At 45.6% G+C, this 19,192-nt stretch carries 31 protein-coding genes; 29 read left to right on the top strand and 2 right to left on the bottom strand.

Annotated features, from left to right (window positions below; genetic code table 11):
• Nucleotide 1 precedes the first annotated feature (1 nt).
• On the top strand, nucleotides 2-1,522 hold the full coding sequence (ppx, locus tag HPC38_RS09325; protein WP_208121009.1) for an exopolyphosphatase: 1,521 nt from the start codon (nucleotides 2-4) through the stop codon (nucleotides 1,520-1,522).
• 1 nt (nucleotide 1,523) lies between these two features.
• On the opposite strand, the gene rdgC is transcribed toward ppx, so the two are convergent.
• Nucleotides 1,524-2,429: a recombination-associated protein RdgC gene (rdgC, locus tag HPC38_RS09320; RefSeq protein ID WP_208121008.1), complete on the bottom strand. Its 906-nt coding sequence runs from the start codon at nucleotides 2,427-2,429 to the stop codon at nucleotides 1,524-1,526.
• A 66-nt stretch (nucleotides 2,430-2,495) separates the two neighbouring features.
• Here rdgC and proC point away from each other — a divergent pair, with 66 nt between their 5' ends.
• From proC to HPC38_RS09305, 3 genes are all read left to right on the top strand, one after another.
• Nucleotides 2,496-3,311 carry a pyrroline-5-carboxylate reductase gene (proC, locus tag HPC38_RS09315; protein WP_208121007.1) on the top strand — a complete coding sequence of 272 codons (816 nt, stop codon included), beginning with the start codon at nucleotides 2,496-2,498 and terminating at the stop codon, nucleotides 3,309-3,311.
• Nucleotides 3,308-4,462 (top strand): 3-phenylpropionate MFS transporter, encoded by a 1,155-nt coding sequence (locus HPC38_RS09310; RefSeq protein WP_208121006.1) that lies wholly within the window; start codon nucleotides 3,308-3,310, stop codon nucleotides 4,460-4,462. Before proC ends, HPC38_RS09310 begins: the two co-directional genes overlap by 4 nt.
• A 253-nt stretch (nucleotides 4,463-4,715) precedes the next feature.
• A complete protein-coding gene (locus tag HPC38_RS09305; RefSeq protein WP_208121005.1) occupies nucleotides 4,716-5,699 on the top strand; it encodes an amidohydrolase family protein in 984 nt (327 codons plus the stop codon).
• Between the two features lie 39 nt (nucleotides 5,700-5,738).
• Here HPC38_RS09305 and HPC38_RS09300 read toward each other — a convergent pair whose 3' ends face one another.
• A complete protein-coding gene (locus HPC38_RS09300) occupies nucleotides 5,739-6,173 on the bottom strand; it encodes a GNAT family N-acetyltransferase (RefSeq protein ID WP_208121004.1) in 435 nt (144 codons plus the stop codon).
• 188 nt (nucleotides 6,174-6,361) lie between these two features.
• On the opposite strand from HPC38_RS09300, the gene tpiA reads away from it, so the two are divergent.
• The 25 genes from tpiA (at nucleotide 6,362) to rplO (ending at nucleotide 19,190) form a co-directional block, all read left to right on the top strand.
• Nucleotides 6,362-7,129: a triose-phosphate isomerase gene (tpiA, locus tag HPC38_RS09295; RefSeq protein ID WP_208121003.1), complete on the top strand. Its 768-nt coding sequence runs from the start codon at nucleotides 6,362-6,364 to the stop codon at nucleotides 7,127-7,129.
• Nucleotides 7,130-7,290: 161 nt separating this feature from the next.
• Nucleotides 7,291-8,316 (top strand): ABC transporter substrate-binding protein, encoded by a 1,026-nt coding sequence (locus HPC38_RS09290; RefSeq protein WP_208121002.1) that lies wholly within the window; start codon nucleotides 7,291-7,293, stop codon nucleotides 8,314-8,316.
• Nucleotides 8,317-8,653: 337 nt separating this feature from the next.
• Nucleotides 8,654-8,965 carry a 30S ribosomal protein S10 gene (rpsJ, locus tag HPC38_RS09285; protein WP_001181005.1) on the top strand — a complete coding sequence of 104 codons (312 nt, stop codon included), beginning with the start codon at nucleotides 8,654-8,656 and terminating at the stop codon, nucleotides 8,963-8,965.
• Nucleotides 8,966-8,980: 15 nt separating this feature from the next.
• Nucleotides 8,981-9,616, top strand: a complete 636-nt coding sequence (gene rplC, locus HPC38_RS09280) for a 50S ribosomal protein L3 (protein WP_208121001.1) — start codon at nucleotides 8,981-8,983, stop codon at nucleotides 9,614-9,616.
• 15 nt (nucleotides 9,617-9,631) lie between these two features.
• Entirely contained in the window at nucleotides 9,632-10,237 is a 606-nt protein-coding gene (rplD, locus tag HPC38_RS09275) for a 50S ribosomal protein L4 (protein WP_208121000.1), read from the top strand.
• Nucleotides 10,234-10,539 carry a 50S ribosomal protein L23 gene (rplW, locus tag HPC38_RS09270; protein ID WP_208120999.1) on the top strand — a complete coding sequence of 102 codons (306 nt, stop codon included), beginning with the start codon at nucleotides 10,234-10,236 and terminating at the stop codon, nucleotides 10,537-10,539. The genes rplD and rplW overlap by 4 nt, the downstream gene beginning before the upstream one ends.
• 18 nt (nucleotides 10,540-10,557) lie before the next feature.
• A complete protein-coding gene (gene rplB, locus HPC38_RS09265; protein WP_208120998.1) occupies nucleotides 10,558-11,379 on the top strand; it encodes a 50S ribosomal protein L2 in 822 nt (273 codons plus the stop codon).
• Between the two features lie 24 nt (nucleotides 11,380-11,403).
• Entirely contained in the window at nucleotides 11,404-11,676 is a 273-nt protein-coding gene (gene rpsS / locus HPC38_RS09260) for a 30S ribosomal protein S19 (protein ID WP_034615154.1), read from the top strand.
• Nucleotides 11,677-11,687: 11 nt separating this feature from the next.
• Nucleotides 11,688-12,020 (top strand): 50S ribosomal protein L22, encoded by a 333-nt coding sequence (rplV, locus tag HPC38_RS09255; protein WP_084257848.1) that lies wholly within the window; start codon nucleotides 11,688-11,690, stop codon nucleotides 12,018-12,020.
• A 10-nt stretch (nucleotides 12,021-12,030) separates the two neighbouring features.
• Nucleotides 12,031-12,729 carry a 30S ribosomal protein S3 gene (gene rpsC, locus HPC38_RS09250; RefSeq protein WP_208120997.1) on the top strand — a complete coding sequence of 233 codons (699 nt, stop codon included), beginning with the start codon at nucleotides 12,031-12,033 and terminating at the stop codon, nucleotides 12,727-12,729.
• Between the two features lie 13 nt (nucleotides 12,730-12,742).
• A complete protein-coding gene (rplP, locus tag HPC38_RS09245) occupies nucleotides 12,743-13,153 on the top strand; it encodes a 50S ribosomal protein L16 (RefSeq protein WP_208118503.1) in 411 nt (136 codons plus the stop codon).
• Entirely contained in the window at nucleotides 13,153-13,344 is a 192-nt protein-coding gene (gene rpmC, locus HPC38_RS09240) for a 50S ribosomal protein L29 (RefSeq protein ID WP_208118502.1), read from the top strand. The genes rplP and rpmC overlap by 1 nt, the downstream gene beginning before the upstream one ends.
• Complete coding sequence (gene rpsQ, locus HPC38_RS09235) at nucleotides 13,344-13,598, top strand: 30S ribosomal protein S17 (RefSeq protein WP_208118501.1); 255 nt, start codon at nucleotides 13,344-13,346, stop codon at nucleotides 13,596-13,598. Before rpmC ends, rpsQ begins: the two co-directional genes overlap by 1 nt.
• Nucleotides 13,599-13,856: 258 nt before the next feature.
• Nucleotides 13,857-14,498, top strand: coding sequence for a hypothetical protein (locus HPC38_RS09230; RefSeq protein ID WP_208120996.1), 642 nt, complete (start codon nucleotides 13,857-13,859; stop codon nucleotides 14,496-14,498).
• Nucleotides 14,498-14,947, top strand: coding sequence for a pyruvate kinase (locus HPC38_RS09225; RefSeq protein WP_208120995.1), 450 nt, complete (start codon nucleotides 14,498-14,500; stop codon nucleotides 14,945-14,947). The genes HPC38_RS09230 and HPC38_RS09225 overlap by 1 nt, the downstream gene beginning before the upstream one ends.
• A 180-nt stretch (nucleotides 14,948-15,127) precedes the next feature.
• Nucleotides 15,128-15,499, top strand: a complete 372-nt coding sequence (gene rplN / locus HPC38_RS09220) for a 50S ribosomal protein L14 (protein ID WP_208118499.1) — start codon at nucleotides 15,128-15,130, stop codon at nucleotides 15,497-15,499.
• Nucleotides 15,500-15,509: 10 nt separating this feature from the next.
• Nucleotides 15,510-15,833, top strand: a complete 324-nt coding sequence (gene rplX / locus HPC38_RS09215) for a 50S ribosomal protein L24 (protein ID WP_208120994.1) — start codon at nucleotides 15,510-15,512, stop codon at nucleotides 15,831-15,833.
• A 14-nt stretch (nucleotides 15,834-15,847) separates the two neighbouring features.
• Nucleotides 15,848-16,387: a 50S ribosomal protein L5 gene (gene rplE / locus HPC38_RS09210; RefSeq protein ID WP_208118497.1), complete on the top strand. Its 540-nt coding sequence runs from the start codon at nucleotides 15,848-15,850 to the stop codon at nucleotides 16,385-16,387.
• Between the two features lie 11 nt (nucleotides 16,388-16,398).
• Nucleotides 16,399-16,704 (top strand): 30S ribosomal protein S14, encoded by a 306-nt coding sequence (rpsN, locus tag HPC38_RS09205; RefSeq protein WP_208120993.1) that lies wholly within the window; start codon nucleotides 16,399-16,401, stop codon nucleotides 16,702-16,704.
• 37 nt (nucleotides 16,705-16,741) lie between these two features.
• The gene (gene rpsH, locus HPC38_RS09200) at nucleotides 16,742-17,134 is read left to right on the top strand and encodes a 30S ribosomal protein S8 (protein ID WP_208118495.1); all 393 of its coding nucleotides are present in this window, start codon (nucleotides 16,742-16,744) and stop codon (nucleotides 17,132-17,134) included.
• Nucleotides 17,135-17,149: 15 nt separating this feature from the next.
• Nucleotides 17,150-17,683: a 50S ribosomal protein L6 gene (gene rplF / locus HPC38_RS09195; protein ID WP_208120992.1), complete on the top strand. Its 534-nt coding sequence runs from the start codon at nucleotides 17,150-17,152 to the stop codon at nucleotides 17,681-17,683.
• Nucleotides 17,684-17,695: 12 nt separating this feature from the next.
• Entirely contained in the window at nucleotides 17,696-18,049 is a 354-nt protein-coding gene (gene rplR, locus HPC38_RS09190) for a 50S ribosomal protein L18 (RefSeq protein WP_208120991.1), read from the top strand.
• Nucleotides 18,050-18,064: 15 nt separating this feature from the next.
• Nucleotides 18,065-18,565 carry a 30S ribosomal protein S5 gene (gene rpsE, locus HPC38_RS09185; protein ID WP_208118492.1) on the top strand — a complete coding sequence of 167 codons (501 nt, stop codon included), beginning with the start codon at nucleotides 18,065-18,067 and terminating at the stop codon, nucleotides 18,563-18,565.
• Nucleotides 18,566-18,571: 6 nt separating this feature from the next.
• Nucleotides 18,572-18,751 (top strand): 50S ribosomal protein L30, encoded by a 180-nt coding sequence (gene rpmD, locus HPC38_RS09180; protein ID WP_084257858.1) that lies wholly within the window; start codon nucleotides 18,572-18,574, stop codon nucleotides 18,749-18,751.
• A gap of 4 nt (nucleotides 18,752-18,755) precedes the next feature.
• Complete coding sequence (gene rplO / locus HPC38_RS09175; RefSeq protein ID WP_208120990.1) at nucleotides 18,756-19,190, top strand: 50S ribosomal protein L15; 435 nt, start codon at nucleotides 18,756-18,758, stop codon at nucleotides 19,188-19,190.
• The last annotated feature ends 2 nt before the right edge of the window (nucleotides 19,191-19,192 follow it).

The raw sequence follows: 19,192 nt of genomic DNA, 5'->3' as shown, positions 1-19,192 counted from the left end.
CATGAACAATACCCGCGAGACAGCCACGCCCATGCGCGAATTTGCCGCCATTGACCTTGGCTCAAACAGTTTTCATATGATTATTGCCCGCATTGTCAATGGTTCTATTCAAGTGCTCTCTCGCCTGAAACAGCGCGTGCAGCTGGCGCAAGGGCTGGACGACAATAATCACCTTAGCCAAGCGGCAATCGATCGCGGGGTGGCGTGCTTGGCGCTGTTTGCTGAACGCTTGCAAGGTTTGCCTGCGGAGAATATCCGCACGGTCGGCACCTACACCTTGAGGCAAGCGGTGAATAAGGCGGATTTTCTAACCGCTGCCAAAGCCGTGTTTCCTTACCCTATCAACATTATTTCAGGCGAGGACGAAGCCAAGCTGATTTACTCTGGCGTGTGCCACACCCAGCCAGAATCGGGGCGCAAATTGGTGGTCGATATCGGTGGTGGCTCGACGGAAATGATTGTCGGTGATGGCTTTAAGCCAGTGCTGGCCAATAGTCGCAACATGGGCTGCGTGAGTTTTGAAGTGGTATTTTTCCCCAATGGTACCATCAGCCGCGCGCAATTTGAGCGCGCCCGCCAAACCGCACTTTCACGCATGGCGGATTTAAGCGCGCCTTATCGTGCGATCGGGTGGGACACGGTACTCGGCTCATCGGGCACGGTGAAAACGGTCAGCCAAATTGTGCAGGCCAATTTTGACCCCAGTGGGCTCATCACCGCCGAGATTTTGACCACTGTGATTGAGCGGGTGCTGGCGGTGGATCATTTTTCAAAAATTAATCTCAAAGGGCTTAATGCTGAACGCGCCAGCGTGTTTGTGCCAGGCTTGGCGATTTTAAGTGCGCTGTTTGAAAATTATGGCATTGAACAGATGCGCTACTCCGACGGTGCGCTGCGTGAAGGGGTGATGTATGGGCTGGAAAAGGCCTTTGTGGTGGACAACATTCGCGAGCGCACCATTGACAGCCTGATGGAGCACTTCACCGTCGATCAAGCGCAAGCGCTGCGCGTGACCGACACCGCCATGCTGCTGGGGCAAAAATACGCCTGTTGGGCAAATGAACAGCAAGCCGAAGAGCTTTTGAATATTTTATTTTGCGCCGCGTTTATCCACGAAATTGGGCTGTGTATCAACCACAAAGGGGTGCAAAAGCACTCGGCTTATATCATCGAGCACAGTGATTTGCCTGGCTTTGATTATCATCAACAGCACCTGCTCACGCAATTAGTGCGCTTTCACATTGGACCAGTCAACCTCAATGAGCTAAACATTCCTGCGCGCTATGCCAAGCGTGATGTGGTATCACTGTTGGTGATGCTGCGCTTGGCGATCATCATCAACCGTTCGCGCCAAGCCACGGAGCCAGCGGAGCGTTTTTCCTTCACAATAACGGAAAAGTGCGGTTTATGGCGGCTAGAATTTGAGCCAAATTACCTCGCGCGCAACCCGCTGACCGAAAAAGAACTCAAAGAAGAAGGCGCGCTGCTGCACGCCTTGGGGATCAGACTCGAGATTGCCTAACTTAGCTTTCTGGAATGCCGCCGAAATCGTTGGCGAGTTTTTGCACGAATGAGAGCAACGTGTCGCTCATTAACAAAAAGTCGGCTTCAAAACGCTGCTGCACGTCTTCTTTGACGATGTCATCGTTTTGCTCACGCAGGCTGTCGCTGAATTTTACCCGTTTGAGGCTGGTGTCACTGGCGAGCACCGCACTTAACCTTTCTTCCCATTCCAGCGCTAATTTACTCACCTGCTTGCCCGCATCAAAATGAGCGTGCATTTCGTCGCTATCAAGTGCTTGTTGCTTGCAGCGGATGACCGATTCATCACGGCTGGAGACAAGTTCCGCCTCGCCAAGTGTATTGAGCCACTCAGGCAAGGTGTCATGGGCGATCCAATCGGTCATCACCGCACTTAAGTCTGCCACAAACGTCAGCGGCACCACAGGCAGCGAGCCGAGCGATTTACGCAGCAGCGCCAAAGTGGCTTCTGCACGGGTGGCACTGGCGGCATTAATAAAAATCAAGCCACTGGCGGGGTCAATAAAAAGTGCGGTTTGTTGATGTTTACTAAACGCTTGCGGCAGCAGCTCGTGCACTACATCATCTTTCAAGGCTTGTTTTTCCACCTTGCTGAGCTTGCGCTGCTCTTGGTCTTCGCGCACGAATAGGCGCTCTTCAAAGGCCTTTTTCACCACCGCAGTGGGCAGGATTTTTTCCTCTTTTTGGGCGAGCAAAAAAAGCCGCCCCACATGAGCGAAAAGCAACTCGTCACTGCCTGTAAGCGGCGCAAGCCAGCCGAAATGGCTCACATCATGCTTGCCACAAGGATGAAACGCTTGGCTAAGCAGCGCCTTGCCTACGGTTTGTGCGCTTAAGTCAATTTCTTTGCTTAAGCGATAAATCATCACATTTTTAAACCATTGCATTGTATCTTTCCGTTATCGGTCAATGATAGAATAGCGCTATTGTACTGATTCTTTCTCAAGATAGCGATGGAAAACACCCAAATAGCCTTTATTGGCGCAGGAAATATGAGCAACGCCTTAATGTTAGGGCTGTTGCGCGCAGGCGTAGCGAGTTCGCACATGATGGCGAGCAACCCTAGCTTGCCGAAATTGACCGCACTTTCACCGTTAGGTATTCACACCACACAAGACAACGCCGTCGCGGCGCGTTTTGGCGAGGTGGTGGTGCTGGCGGTTAAGCCACAGATGATGGCGCAGGCCTGCCAAGTGCTAAGCCCGCTGGATTTTTCCCAAAAACTGGTGATTTCGATTGCCGCAGGCATGCCGATTGCACGGCTTAAACAGCTGTTGCCCAGTGCCAACGCAGTGGTGCGCGCGATGCCTAACACGCCCGCGTTGTTGCAAGCGGGCATGACAGGCTTGTTTGCCAATGACGCTTGCAGTGCGGCGCAAAAAGCACTTGCGCAGGCGATATTCGACGCCGTAGGGCGTGTTTGTTGGCTAGATAAGGAAGATGACATCAATGTGGTAACTGCAGGAGCAGGCTCCAGCCCTGCTTATTTTTTCTATGTGCTTGAGGCGATGCAAACCGCACTTTTGCAAATGGGGTTGGATGAATCGCACGCGCGCACCCTGATTGAGCAGGCGATGGCTGGTGCGGCGAAAATGGTGATTGAAAATCCGCAACTGAGCTTAGGTGAGCTGTGTGCGCAGGTGACCTCTAAAGGGGGTACTACGGCGGCGGCCATTGCGCAATTTGAAAAGTGCGGTTTGGCAGAGATTATTGCACAAGGCATGCAGCAGGCGAGTGCGCGTGCGCGCGAGATGGAGCAACAGCTGTGATCAGACTTTCCCCTTTTGCGTGGTTGATTGCTAGTTTTATCGGCTATTTTGCTGCTTATGGCGTCTTTTTGCCGTTTTTGCCCGTGTGGCTGCAATCGCAACAGTATAGCGATGAGATGATAGGGTTAATTGCGGCGAGTGCCTTTTTATTTCGCTTTATCGGCAGCATGCTGTTTTCCCAATGGGTAAAATTGCCGTCGCATTTGATACCCACCTTGCGCGCGATTGGCTATTTGAGTTTGTTGCTGACGGTGGGCATGATTTTCAGTGCCCAAAGCGCATGGCTGCTGTTTATTTTTATCGCACTGTTTAATATGGTCTACGGGGCGGGCGTGCCGTTGACCGACTCGCTGGCGGGCACATGGCAGCAGCACGTGCCACTGGATTACGGCAAGGCGCGGTTGACGGGGTCACTGTCATTTATCGCGGCCAATTTGCTGGCAGGTTATGTGTTGGCGTTGTGGGGCGATGAGAACACGTTGTGGTTGATGAGTGCGCTGCTGCTGATTTATATCATCGCACAGCACGCTACGCCAACGATTGCGCCATGCAATCCAGTTGAAGACAGCAATGTCGCCGAGGAAGCCAGCTACAAACGGATTTTTCAAAACCGCCCACTGGTGGCGTTGTTGGCCGTGTTAGCGCTGATTCAAGGCGCGCACGGTGCTTATTATGCCTACGGCGTGCTTTATTGGGCGCAACAAGGCATTAGTGTTGAGCTGACTGGCTGGTTGTGGGGCATTAGCGTGGCGGCGGAGGTGATGTTATTTTTCTTTGCTAGCCGCTTGTTTAAAGCCACCTCCCTGACCGCACTTTTAACGATTTCAGCGCTGTTTTCCGTGATTCGCTGGGCAGGCATGGCGTATGTCGATAGTTTCTTGGGCTTTTTGCTGTTGCAATGCTTGCATGCGTTCACCTTTGCGATTTGCCATTTTGCCACCGTGCGTTACATTTCCGCGCAATCAAGCCGCATTATTCCTAAATTACAAGCACTGTATTCAGGCGTGTGTAGCTGCTTGAGCGTGGCATTGTTGATGTTGCTCGCAGGCGGACTATACAAAATTAACCCTGCGTGGGCATTTTCGGCAATGGCGCTGGCGATTTTACCGTGTTTCCCGCTGTTGGCATACGTCAAGCGCCACTTAGCATAAGGCGACCGCACTTTGCATAAAGTGCGGTTAAAATAAACACAAAAGGCTTTATTTCTTAGCGCAAAAAATTTATACTACCGCCCTAGTGCCAATCAGGAACTAGTTTATGCAAGCAATATATCGTCATTTGAACTCTTCGCATCCACTATGTCATAGTGTTGTTGACTATTTCCATTGGCAAAGATCCTCAGTTATTGAGGATTTTTTTTGCCCAAAATTTGCCCTTTCCACGCCAACAATCTCGGAGTAAACGATGCAACACGTTCGTACTTTTAACACCTATATCCGCGACGAAATCATTAAACAAGGTGGTTGGGTCAATGCCCATGCCCATGCTGACCGCGCGTTTACTATGACGCCAGATAAAATCGACATTTATCGCCGCTGTAATTTACAACAAAAATGGGATTTAGTGGATGAAATCAAGCGTCAATCGAGCATTGAAGACTACTATGCCCGCTTTTGCCAAGCGATTGAGATGATGATTCAGCAAGGGGTAACAGCTTTTGGCACCTTTGTGGACATCGATCCCGTGTGTGAAGATCGCGCTATCATCGCCGCCCATCGTGCCCGTGAAGTGTATAAAAACGACATTGTACTGAAATTTGCTAACCAAACCCTCAAAGGGGTGATTGAGCCAACTGCGCGCAAATGGTTTGATATTGGTGCGGATATGGTGGATATGATCGGTGGCTTGCCTTATCGTGATGAACTCAATTATGGCAAAGGCTCAGAGGCATTTGACATTTTGATGGAGGCGGCCAAATCCCGCGGAATTATGTGCCACGTGCATGTGGATCAGTTCAACACCCCGAAAGAGAAAGAAACCGAAATGCTGTGTGATAAAACCATTGAACATGGGATGCAAGGGCGCGTTGTCGGCATTCACGGCATTTCCATTGGCTCACACCCGAAAGAATATCGCTATCAATTGTATGAGAAAATGCGCCAAGCCCAGCTGATGATGATCGCCTGCCCGATGGCATGGATTGACTCTAACCGCAAAGAAGACTTAATGCCGTTTCACAACGCGCTGACACCCGCGGATGAAATGATCCCTGAAGGCATTGTCGTGGCACTTGGCACTGATAACATTTGTGACTACATGGTGCCGCTGTGTGAAGGTGATATGTGGCAAGAATTAAGCCTGCTCGCCGCCGGTTGCCGCTTCCCGGACATTGAAGCGATGATCAACATTGCCAGTGTCAACGGGCGCAAAGTGCTGGGGTTGGATTAACGCCTCCTGGGTCTTGAACCGCACCAGACCAAAGTGCGGTTACACTCGCAGCTCAAAGCGCTGGCGTGTACTGTCTAGCTTAAAGCCTAAACTTTCCCAAAATGTGCGTTGTGTGCTCATGGCATTGAGAGCTAAGCGCTGACTTTGTGTAAACTTCACAAACTCCCGACATTTTGACAGCAACAGTGTCAATGTGTCGGCCTCGCTGACATCAGGCGCAACAAAAATATCACTCAGCTGCCAATAACGGCTCAATTGCACTGATGACCAGTGAGGATACAGCTGGGCAAAGCCTATTGCACGTTCTTGCTCATCTAAGACTAAGAAAATAATACTTTCACTAAAACGAATGCGGTTGCTTAAGAATATCCTTGCTCGCTCAGGATTTGCAGGGCTGCCGAGATGGTTGCGGTATTGCTCAAACAGCGGTAAAAGAAGATCTAAATTCCACACTTCAGCTTTAAAAATACGCATATTCCATCTCTTTAGTAATAAGGGTGTGTAAATTGTAGCCTGTTTAGTGGAAATAATCACCTTTTTGGTACGGCAAATCCTGAAAAAACCTATCAAGATCAAAAAAATTTGTCACAACACAGTTTTTTTCAGCGAAGTTTGTTATAGTATTTCGCGTCGAATTTTAAATCAACTTAAGGAGTTTAACTATGGCACGTCGTCCATTGGTAATGGGAAACTGGAAATTAAATGGCAGCAAAGCAATGACTCGCGATTTAGTGGAAGGATTGAAAAAAGAACTTGCTGGCGTTGAAGGGTGTGATGTTGCGATTGCACCACCAGTGATGTATCTTGCCGAAGCTGAGGCTGCGCTGCAAGGCAGCCAAATTGCACTTGGCTCACAAAATGTGGATGTGAATGTCTCAGGCGCTTACACGGGTGATATTTCCACCGATATGCTCAAAGATTTCGGGGCAAAATACATCATCATCGGGCATTCAGAGCGCCGCACATACCACCACGAAAGTGACGAATTTATTGCGAAAAAATTCGCGGCATTGAAAGCTGCTGGTTTAGTACCTGTGCTGTGCATCGGGGAGACAGAAGCACAAAACGAAGCGGGTGAAACACAAGCCGTGTGTGCTCGCCAAATTGATGCGGTGCTCAACACCCTAGGCGCAGAGGCCTTCAACGGTGCGGTGATCGCCTATGAACCTATTTGGGCGATCGGCACAGGCAAATCCGCTACCCCAGCACAAGCGCAAGCGGTACACGCTTTCATTCGTGGGCACATTGCTAAACAAGACAAAGCTGTGGCTGAGCAAGTGATTTTGCAATACGGTGGTTCAGTGAATGATAGCAATGCCGCAGAACTGTTTACTCAGCCAGACATTGATGGCGCGTTGGTGGGTGGTGCGTCATTGAAAGCGCCTGCTTTTGCGGCGATTGTGAAAGCGGCTGCTAAAGCAAAAAACTAAAAATAAGCTGAACTGAATTTGCAAAAAGTGCGGTTAGGTTGACAAACCGCACTTTTTTTTGCACGCAGAGTAAGTGTTTTTTGCTTGAGTAATCCATCAATGGCGGTATAATTTTTCAGCAAAATTATTCATATAAACACAACATCTATGCAGGTAATATCATGAAAAAACTCGTTTCAACGCTCGGTGCGCTTTCTCTTGGCCTTTTTGTTCACGCCAATGCGCAGGCACAAGGCCGCTTGGTGGTTTATTGTAGTGCCACTAACGCGATGTGTGAGAGTGAGGCCAAAGCCTTTGGCAATAAATACGATGTCAAAGTTTCTATTGCGCGTTATAGCACAGGCAGCGCGCTGGCCAAAATTGAAGCGGAAAAAAATAACCCACAGGCGGATGTGTGGTACGGTGGTACGCTGGAACCGCACTTACTCGCTGCCAATACAGGCTTGACACAACCTTACGCCTCCCCCAATTTAGCTGAGATTGACCCCCGTTTTATCCGCACACAAAAAATGCACGAGCACTACCTCTCACCGATTTATATGCTCGTGCTCGGCTTTGGGGTGAATAATGAACGCCTTGCTCGCATTAACGCGACAGCACCACAATGTTGGACTGATCTGCAAAACAGGGTATTTAAAGATGAAATTCAAATGCCAGACCCGCAAAGCTCAGGTACCGCGTACTCCTTGTTGGCCACCTTCGTGCAAATCATGGGGGAAGATAAGGCATTCGACTTTTTGAAAAAGCTCAACGGCAACATCGGGCAATATAATAAATCGGGGCCTATTGCCGCACGCAATGTCGGGCGTGGTGATAGCGCAGTCGGCGTAGGCTTTTTACATGGCTATACTCAAGAAAAAGAAAAAGGTGCGCCAGTGGATTTGATTATTCCATGTGAAGGAACGGGTTATACGCTTGGTGCGGTGAGTATCTTAAAAGGCGCGCGCAATTTTGACAACGCTAAGTTATTCGTGGACTGGGCACTGTCAAAAGAGAGCCAAGAGCTGATGTGGAAAGAGGGGGAGTTTAATCAGATCATCACCAACCGCATTGCACAGCAAGCGCCAACAGCGTTGAAGTTAGACAAATTGAATTTGATTGAATTTGACTTTGAAAAATATGGTGACCCAGCGGTGAGCAAGCATTTGATCAAACGCTGGACCAACGAGGTGAAGCTGGGTAAATAATTCTCACGGCTGATCGCACTTTGCATTTTAAGGTGCGGTTTTTTATGCACGTTTCTTGACGCCAATCATAAAGTGCGGTCAGCCAAATGCTGGTCGGACATTAAACCTAACAAAGGGGTTGCATTGGACATCAATTTCAGCTAGAATGAGCAAACTCTGTAAAAAAGAGTCGTTTGGTGTAATCATTTACCAAATGGGTAAAGCGTTAGCTTTATCAACAATGTTCCCGATTGTGGAACTAAATATGGCTTAATCGCACTTCATTTTGCATTTTAAGAGGCGAAACTGAGGTGTCGGTTTTTTTATTATCTTATTTTTAAAGTGGAGCTCTGGTCTCATGCAGAACCAAAGAATCCGTATCCGTTTGAAAGCGTTTGATCATCGTCTGATCGATCAATCCACTGCGGAAATCGTAGAAACAGCAAAGCGCACAGGTGCTCAAGTGCGTGGTCCAATTCCATTGCCGACCCGCAAAGAGCGTTTCACTGTATTGATTTCACCACACGTTAATAAAGACGCACGTGATCAATACGAAATTCGTACGCATAAACGTTTGGTTGACATTGTTGAACCAACCGAGAAAACAGTTGATGCGCTTATGCGTTTGGATCTGGCTGCCGGTGTTGACGTGCAGATCAGCCTAGGTTAATAAGAGGTTATTACAATGATTGGTTTAATCGGTCGTAAAGTTGGTATGACCCGCATCTTCACTGAAGCAGGCGTGTCTATTCCAGTTACCGTAATCGAAATCGAAGCCAACCGTGTGACTCAAGTGAAAACCCTTGAAACAGATGGCTACTGCGCAGTCCAAGTTACAACTGGTGCTAAAAAAGCATCGCGTGTGACTAAACCTGAAGCAGGTCATTTCGTTAAAGCAGGTGTTGAAGCTGGCCGCGGTTTATGGGAATTCCGTACCAACGGTGATGAAGAATTCACTCTTGGTCAAGAAATTAATGTTGATGTCTTCGCAGACGTTAAAAAAGTTGATGTTACAGGTACGTCTAAAGGTAAGGGTTTTGCAGGTGCTGTAAAACGTTGGAACTTCCGTACTCAAGACGCAACACATGGTAACTCTTTGTCTCACCGTGCTCCTGGTTCAATTGGTCAAAACCAAACACCAGGCCGTGTATTTAAAGGCAAAAAGATGGCCGGTCACTTAGGTGATGAGCGTGTAACTGTTCAATCACTGGAAGTGGTTCGTGTCGATACCGAACGTAAATTGCTATTAGTAAAAGGTGCTGTTCCAGGTGCTACTGGTGGTGATTTAATTGTTAAACCCGCTGTTAAAGCAAAAGCATAAGTCTAGGAGATAGGAATGGAATTAGTGACTAAAGATGCACAAAGTGCATTGACTGTTTCTGAAACTACCTTCGGACGTGAGTTTAACGAAGCGTTGGTTCACCAAGTTGTTGTTGCTTATGCAGCAGGTGCTCGCCAAGGTACTCGTGCACAAAAAACTCGTGCTGAAGTAGCAGGTTCAGGTAAAAAACCATGGCGTCAAAAAGGTACAGGTCGTGCACGTTCTGGTAACGTGAAAAGCCCTATCTGGCGTTCTGGTGGTGTGACTTTTGCGGCTAAGCCACAAGATCACAGCCAAAAAGTGAACAAAAAAATGTATCGTGGTGCGATCAAAAGCATTTTGTCTGAATTAGTTCGTCAAGACCGTTTGGTTGTGGTGGAAAAATTTGAAGTTGATGCGCCAAAAACGAAAGTTTTAGTTCAAAAATTAAAAGAGATGGCACTAGAAGATGTGCTTATCATCACAGCAGAATTAGACGAAAATCTATTCTTAGCAGCACGTAACCTTTATAAAGTAGATGTTCGTGATGCGCAAACCATTGATCCAGTGAGCTTGATTGCTTTTGAAAAAGTCGTTATCACTGTTGATGCTGTGAAGCAAATTGAGGAGATGTTGGCATGATTCTGGAAGAACGTTTGCTAAAAGTGCTTAAAGCACCACATGTCTCTGAAAAGGCTACTAACAATGCTGAACAGTCAAACACTATCGTTTTCAAAGTAGCGAAAGATGCGAACAAAGCAGAAATCGCCGCTGCAGTTGAAAAACTGTTTGAAGTGAAAGTGGACTCTGTACGTACCGTTGTGGTTAAAGGTAAAACTAAACGCCATGGTGCTCGTATGGGTCGTCGTAGTGACTGGAAAAAAGCATATGTCACTTTACAAGAAGGTCAAGAATTAGATTTTCTTGACGGTGCCGCAGAGTAATCAGAGGAGTAGAAAATAATGGCTATCGTTAAATGTAAGCCGACCTCCGCTGGTCGTCGTCACGTAGTTAAAGTGGTTAACCCTGAGCTTCATAAGGGTAAACCTTATGCACCACTGTTGGATACTAAATCTAAAACAGGTGGTCGTAACAATTTTGGACGTATTACAACCCGTCACATCGGTGGTGGTCACAAACAACACTATCGTATTATTGACTTCAAACGCAATAAATTAGATGTGCCAGGAACTGTTGAGCGTCTTGAATATGATCCAAATCGCAGTGCAAACATCGCATTGGTACTTTATAAAGACGGTGAACGCCGTTATATCTTAGCGCCAAAAGGTCTTAGCGCAGGCGATCAAGTACAAGCAGGCTCACATGCGCCTATCAAAGTTGGTAACTCATTACCAATGCGCAATATTCCTGTTGGTACCACTGTACATAATGTTGAATTAAAACCTGGTAAAGGTGGTCAAATCGCTCGTTCTGCGGGTGCTTATGTACAAATCATTGCACGTGAAGGTAACTATGTCACATTGCGTCTTCGTTCAGGCGAAATGCGTAAAGTGTTATCTGAATGTCATGCAACTATCGGTGAAGTTGGTAACTCCGAGCATATGCTTCGTGTGTTAGGTAAAGCTGGTGCTAACCGCTGGAGAGGCGTTCGCCCTACAGTTCGTGGTACTGCAATGAACCCGGTAGATCACCCGCACGGTGGTGGTGAAGGTCGCAACTTTGGTAAACACCCAGTAACACCTTGGGGCGTTCAAACCAAAGGTAAGAAAACACGCCACAACAAACGTACTGATAAATATATCGTACGTCGCCGTGGTAAATAATTATTTAAATTAAGAGGATAAACCATGCCACGTTCTCTCAAGAAGGGTCCTTTTATTGACCTACACTTGCTGAAGAAGGTAGAGAAAGCGGTGGAAAGCGGGGATAAAAAACCAATTAAAACTTGGTCCCGTCGTTCAATGATCATTCCATCAATGATCGGATTGACCATCGCCGTCCATAATGGTCGTCAGCACGTTCCTGTTTTTGTGTCCGATGAAATGATTGGCCACAAATTGGGTGAATTTGCCCCGACTCGTACATACCGCGGCCATGCCGCAGATAAGAAAGCTAAGTAAGGAAGTAAAAGATGGAAACTATTGCAAAACATCGTTTCGCTCGCACTTCAGCTCAGAAAGCTCGCTTAGTTGCGGATCTTATTCGCGGTAAAAATGTTGCGCAAGCGCTTGAAATTTTAACTTACACCAACAAAAAAGCAGCAGCTTTGGTGAAAAAAGTTTTAGAATCAGCTATTGCCAACGCCGAGCATAATGACGGTGCAGATATCGATGATCTTAAAGTTGCTAAAATCTTCGTTGATGAAGGTCCTAGCATGAAACGTGTAATGCCACGTGCCAAAGGTCGCGCAGATCGTATTTTAAAACGTACAAGCCACATCACTGTGGTTGTGTCTGATAAGTAGGAGAATAGCAATGGGTCAGAAAGTACATCCTAATGGTATTCGCCTCGGTATTGTTAAACCTTGGACATCAACCTGGTTTGCGAATACACAAGATTTCGCCGACAACCTTGAAAGCGATTTCAAAGTACGTAAATTCTTGAACAAAGAATTAGCGAATGCCTCTGTTTCTCGCATTGACATCGAGCGTCCGGCTAAGAGTATTCGTGTAACTATTCACACAGCTCGTCCGGGTATCGTTATCGGTAAAAAAGGCGAAGATGTTGAAAAACTTCGTAACAAGTTAGCAGAAATCACTGGTGTTCCTGCGCAAATCAACATCACAGAAGTGAAAAAACCTGAACTTGATGCAAAATTAGTTGCAGAAAGCATTGCTTCACAATTAGAACGCCGTGTCATGTTCCGTCGCGCTATGAAACGTGCGGTACAAAGCGCAATGCGTTTAGGTGCTCAAGGCATCAAAGTAGAAGTAAGCGGTCGTTTAGGTGGTGCAGAAATTGCACGTTCTGAATGGTATCGTGAAGGTCGCGTACCTTTGCATACATTACGTGCAGACATCGATTATAACACAGCTGAAGCAAACACAACTTACGGCGTTATCGGCGTGAAAGTGTGGATCTTCAAAGGTGAAATTCTTGGTGGAATGGCTGCAGTTATGCAATCTGAACAGCCTGAAGCGCAACCTAAAAAAGCGCGTAAAGGCCGTAAATAAGGAGATTGAATAAATGTTGCAACCAAAACGTACAAAATTCCGTAAAGTTCACAAAGGTCGTAACCGTGGATTAGCGGCAGGTACTGAAGTGAGTTTCGGTACTTATGGTTTAAAAGCAGTTGGCCGCGGCCGTTTAACTGCGCGTCAAATTGAGGCCGCTCGTCGTGCCATGACACGTGCTGTTAAACGTCAAGGTAAAATCTGGATTCGTATTTTCCCAGATAAACCAATTACTGAAAAACCATTGGAAGTCCGTATGGGTAAAGGTAAAGGTAACGTTGAGTACTGGGTAGCCTTGATCCAACCGGGTAAAGTACTATATGAAATGGATGGTGTGTCTGAAGAGATTGCACGTGAAGCGTTCGCATTAGCGGCGGCTAAACTGCCAATCAAGACAACCTTCGTAACTAAGACGGTGATGTAATGAAAGCTCAAGAACTACAAACTAAAAGTGTTGAAGAGCTGAATGCTGAATTGGTTAACTTGTTAGGTGAGCAATTCAAGTTGCGTATGCAAGCAGCCACCGGTCAGCTTCAACAAACCCATCAGTTGAAACAAGTGCGCCGTAATATCGCACGAATCAAAACTGTCTTAACACAAAAGGCGGGTGAGTAATGACTGATAAAATTCGTTCAGTACAAGGTCGTGTAATCAGTGACAAGATGGACAAATCTTTCACTATCGCAATTGAGCGCATGGTTAAACATCCACTTTATGGAAAGTTTATCCGTCGCACAACCAAACTACACGTTCACGATGAAAACAACGAAGCTAAAGCAGGCGATTGGGTAGAAATTCGCGAATGTCGTCCAATTTCTAAAACCAAATCTTGGACTTTAGTTCGTGTCGTAGAAAAAGCGATTATCTAATCCTTTTCTACGCAAGTAACACAAAACCGCACTTTTAAAGTGCGGTTTTTTTATGCCCTTGACCGCACTTTTACCTTCAACTTCCCCTTGGCAAAAGTGCGGTTACGGCAAGCTTTTTGAATCCTATTAATACTTTAATAATATCGCTATCCTATTAATATAATTGATATTTCAAAAAATTTTCAAGGAGTATACTCCTTGTTGTTTACTCTTTACAGAGTAAACAACTCTCTCTGGTAAAAAATTTAAGGAATGGCGATGAAAAAACAAGCAATTAAGGCCCTTTTTGGCATGACTATGCTAGCAGTAGCATTTGATGTAATGAGCGCAGAAATTACTCACCTTGATGATTTACGTGATTATACCTATCGTGATTTAGATATAAATAAAGATGGCTTGCTTGACTATTTGGATAAACTTGCGGATGAGAATAGTCTGCCCAATAATATTAGTAGAGGAAGCATGTTATGCGGGGAAGAAGAAAATGTGGATGATAGATGGATTTCCCCTGCTCTAGTACATTGGGGGACTAAATCGGGTTTGGAAGAGCAAACTTGTTCGACTAAACTTGCAACACTTATTGATGAAGTGATTAAGCCAGAACTGGAAAAAATGAACGCAGCAACAGGTAAGTACACATTAAGTGATTATAAGAATATGAAATTATATAGTGAGTTTCTTGCATTACCTGATTACGCCTATCACCAAATGAAATTTTATCATTTACTTTCAAAGGAAAAACGGGCTGGATTGATAAATAGGCAACTCAGTCTTTTTATTCCTAGCTGTTACCAAGCGAAAGATAATGAAGATTATTTATCCAATAAAGATTTAAGAGAAATTAAAAAAGTTTGTGATAGAAAAATTAGTGCGCTTATTGATCAAATACTGGAGGGTTAATGTCAAAAAATACCACATATTGGCATATGCAAATGCATCCTGTGCAGGATCATGAGTTTGTTAAAAAAATTCCCTTTATTCTAGAGAATAATGGTTTTATTGGCATTGGTGATTGGGCTGAAGGTATTAGTCAGATTGCTAATTTTTCTGAGAGAATGCAAGTTAATGATGTAGTAGCAATACGTAACGGTGCTAATTTAATTGCGTTGGTGCAAATCGTTGGTGGCATGTATAAAGTTGAAGATGATAAATCAGATTGTGATTGGATAGTTTATCGTCGTCCGATTAGGGTTCTGGATTGGGCGATTGAGCCGAAAACAATCCCAGCAACAAGAGGCACACTGGTTGTGTGTTCTGACGCTGAGGCTGAAACGACCCAAGTCATTAAAACTTGGTACGAAGATGTCAAACGTTCTTTTATCGAAAGAAATATCTCACTAACAGTGTAGTTCTTTTGCATCTTTTTTATATCTTCTAAAGTGCGGTTAGCTTGCTCGACCGCACTTTTCATTTTAAACGCACAAAGCCCTTGCCAGGCGGGCGGGTTTTGTGGTAAACTCCAGCCCCTACTGTATATAAGGGTAGGTTCGTCCCGAAAGGGTGTTTTTTTATTTTAACGGAGCACTAATATGATCCAAGAACAGACTATGCTGGATGTTGCTGATAATTCAGGGGCTCGTAGCGTAATGTGTATCAAGGTTCTAGGTGGATCGCACCGTCGTTACGCTGCTATTGGCGATATCATCAAAATTACTGTGAAAGAAGCAATTCCTCGCGGTAAAGTGAAAAAAGGTGATGTTTTAAAAGCAGTTGTGGTGCGCACCAAGAAGGGTGTTCGTCGCCCAGATGGATCAGTCATTCGCTTCGATGGTAATGCTTGCGTGGTGTTAAACAACAACACTGAGCAACCAATCGGAACACGTATCTTCGGACCTGTGACTCGTGAACTTCGTTCTGAGAAGTTTATGAAGATCATTTCTTTGGCTCCAGAAGTAGTGTAAGGAGAAGACAATGGCTGCAAAAATCCGTCAAAACGATGAAGTAATTATGATTACCGGAAGCGCTGAAAAGGGCAAAGGTAAACGTGGTAAAGTATCGAAAGTATTGCCTAACGGTAAAGTGATTGTTGAAGGTTTAAACATGGTTTCTAAACATGAGAAACCGGTTCCAGCTTTAGGTAAAGCTGGTGGTATTGTGAAAAAAGAAGCGGCAATTGACGTTTCTAACATTGCAATCTATAACCCGTCAACTAACAAAGCTGACCGTGTAGGTTTCCGATTTGAAGATGGCAAAAAAGTGCGGTTTTTCAAATCTACTGGTGAAACAATTAAATAATATGGAGTATAGCGATGGCGAAACTGCATGATTATTACAGAGATCAAGTAGTTAACGAATTGAAAGATAAATTCGGCTACAAATCTGTCATGCAAGTCCCACGAGTCGAAAAGATTACCCTGAACATGGGTGTGGGTGAAGCGTTGACCGACAAAAAATTGTTAGATAATGCGGTAGCAGATCTAGCAGCAATCAGCGGTCAAAAACCTCTAATCACTAAAGCACGCAAATCTGTTGCAGGCTTTAAGATTCGTCAGGGATATCCAATCGGCTGTAAAGTGACCCTACGCGGTGAGCGTATGTGGGAATTCTTAGAGCGATTGATTCATATTGCTGTTCCACGTGTGCGTGACTTCCGTGGCTTAAGCCCGAAATCATTCGACGGTCGTGGAAACTACAGCATGGGTGTGCGCGAGCAAATCATCTTCCCTGAAATCGATTATGATAAAGTGGATCGTGTACGTGGTTTGGATATTACTATCACAACCAGCGCGAAAACAGATGAAGAAGGTCAAGCACTCTTGGCTGCCTTTAACTTCCCATTCCGTAAATAAGGCAGGTTACAATGGCAAAAGTATCAATGAAACAGCGTGATCTTAAACGCGCTAAATTAGCTGAAAAATTCTATGCAAAACGTCAAGAGTTGAAAAAAATCATCTCTGATGTGAATGCTTCTGACGAAGAACGTTGGGATGCGGTGTTGAAGCTACAAGCTTTACCACGCGATTCTAGCCCATCTCGTCAGCGTAACCGTTGCCGTATTACTGGACGTCCGCATGGTGTATTGCGTAAGTTCGGTTTAAGCCGTATTAAAGTCCGTGAAGCCGCTATGCGCGGTGAAATCCCGGGCCTTAAGAAAGCAAGCTGGTAATAACCACTTTAAATTGGAATCATGGGAGTAAAGACACATGAGCATGCAAGATCCAATCGCAGATATGTTGACTCGTATTCGTAACGGTCAAGCTGCGAATAAAATCGCGGTCAACATGCCTTCATCCAAGCTAAAAGTGGCAATCGCCAATGTGCTTGCAGAAGAAGGCTATATTGAAAGCGTTAAAGTTTCTGACGGGGTGAAACCTGAGTTGGAAATTACATTGAAATATTTTGAAGGCAAACCTGTTGTAGAACGTATTCAACGCATCAGTCGCCCTGGTCTGCGCATTTATAAACGCAAAGACGAATTACCAAGTGTAATGGGTGGTTTAGGTATTGCTGTTGTTTCTACATCACAAGGTGTGATGACTGATCGCGCGGCACGCAAAGCGGGCCTAGGCGGTGAGATCATCTGCTACGTAGCGTAATAGAGAGGTAGGAAGATGTCTCGAGTTGCAAAAGCACCCGTTAATATTCCTGCCGGCGTTGAGGTAAAACTCAATGGTCAGCTATTAACGGTAAAAGGAAAGAATGGCGAGCTATCTCGCGAAATTCACAATGAAGTTGAAGTTAAACAAGAAGATGGTGCGCTGACTTTTGCGCCGCGTAACAACGGTAAAGTCGCTAACGCACAATCTGGTACAGCACGAGCTCTTGTTAACGCAATGGTTATCGGTGTTACTGAAGGCTTCACTAAGAAGTTGAAATTGGTGGGTGTTGGTTACAGAGCCCAAGTAAAAGGCAACGCGCTTGCTTTGAACTTAGGTTTTTCACACCCGGTTGAGCACGCATTGCCAGCAGGTATCAAAGCTGAGTGCCCATCTCAAACTGAAATTGTATTGAGTGGTGCTGACAAACAGCTTATCGGTCAAGTGGCAGCAGACATTCGTGCTTATCGCCGTCCTGAGCCTTACAAAGGCAAAGGGGTACGTTATGACGATGAAGTTGTGCGTACCAAAGAGGCTAAGAAAAAATAATAAGGTAACACTATGGATAAGAAATTGGCTCGTATCCGTCGTGCAACCCGCGCGCGTCATATGTTGAGAGAGCAAGGTGCAACTCGTTTAGTGGTTCACCGTACCCCTCGCCATATTTATGCGCAGGTTATTGCACCTAACGGTTCAGAAGTGCTTGCCGCTGCTTCAACTGTTGAGAAAGTAATTAGTGAGCAAGTGAAATATACCGGAAATAAAGATGCTGCTGCTGCTGTGGGTAAAGCAATTGCTGAGCGCGCAAAAGCCAAAGGCATCGAAAAAGTGTCTTTTGACCGTTCTGGTTTTAAATATCATGGCCGTGTTCAGGCATTGGCTGACGCTGCTCGTGAAGCTGGTCTACAGTTCTAATAGAGGTAATTTTAGATGGCAAACATCGAAAAACAAGCTGGTGAACTGCAAGAGAAGCTTATCGCGGTAAACCGTGTATCAAAAACTGTTAAAGGTGGTCGTATCTTTAGTTTTGCTGCGTTAACCGTAGTAGGCGATGGAAATGGTCGCGTAGGTTTTGGTTATGGTAAAGCCCGTGAAGTTCCAGCAGCGATCCAAAAAGCGATGGAAAAAGCCCGTCGCAATATGGTAAATGTAGCGATTACAGATGGTACATTACAACACCCAGTTAAAGGTGTGCACACAGGTTCTCGTGTGTTTATGCAACCAGCTAGTGAAGGTACTGGTATCATCGCAGGTGGTGCGATGCGTGCGGTGCTCGAAGTTGCAGGTGTACGTAACGTATTGTCTAAAGCTTACGGTTCAACCAACCCAATTAACGTTGTCCGTGCAACAATTGATGCATTGGCAAATATGAAATCACCAGAAATGGTTGCTGCGAAACGCGGTAAAACCGTTGATGAAATCTTGGGGTAATTGATCATGGCAAAAACTATTAAAGTAACACAAACCCGTAGCTCAATCGGCCGTTTGCCGAAACATAAAGCTACGCTTCGTGGCCTTGGTCTTCGCCGTATCAACCACACTGTGGAGTTGATTGATACTCCTGCAGTTCGTGGCATGATCAACCAAGTTTCATACATGGTTAAAGTAGAGGAGTAAGAGAATGCGTTTAAATACTCTATCTCCGGCTGAAGGATCAAAGCAAAGTGCTAAACGTGTGGGCCGTGGTATCGGTTCTGGTTTAGGTAAAACCTCTGGTCGTGGTCACAAAGGACAAAAATCTCGTAACAACGGTGGTGGTGTTCGTCGTGGCTTCGAAGGTGGTCAAATGCCTTTATACCGTCGTTTACCGAAATTCGGTTTTATCTCACGTAAAGCACAAGTGACTACAGAAATTCGTTTAGACGATCTTGCGAAAGTCGACGGTGAAGTAACATTAGAATCGCTTAAAGCGGCTAATATTATTTCTAACCACATCGAATCTGTTAAAGTGATTTTAGCTGGTGAAGTGAAAAGTGCGGTTGTTGTTCGTGGTCTGCGTGCTACTAAAGGTGCAAAAGCTGCGATTGAAGCCGCTGGCGGTTCAGTTGAGGAATAAGT

Source organism: Spirabiliibacterium pneumoniae (assembly GCF_014884995.1).
GTDB classification, from domain to species: Bacteria; Pseudomonadota; Gammaproteobacteria; order Enterobacterales; family Pasteurellaceae; genus Spirabiliibacterium; species Spirabiliibacterium pneumoniae.
This window is presented reverse-complemented; position numbering and strand designations above follow the sequence as displayed.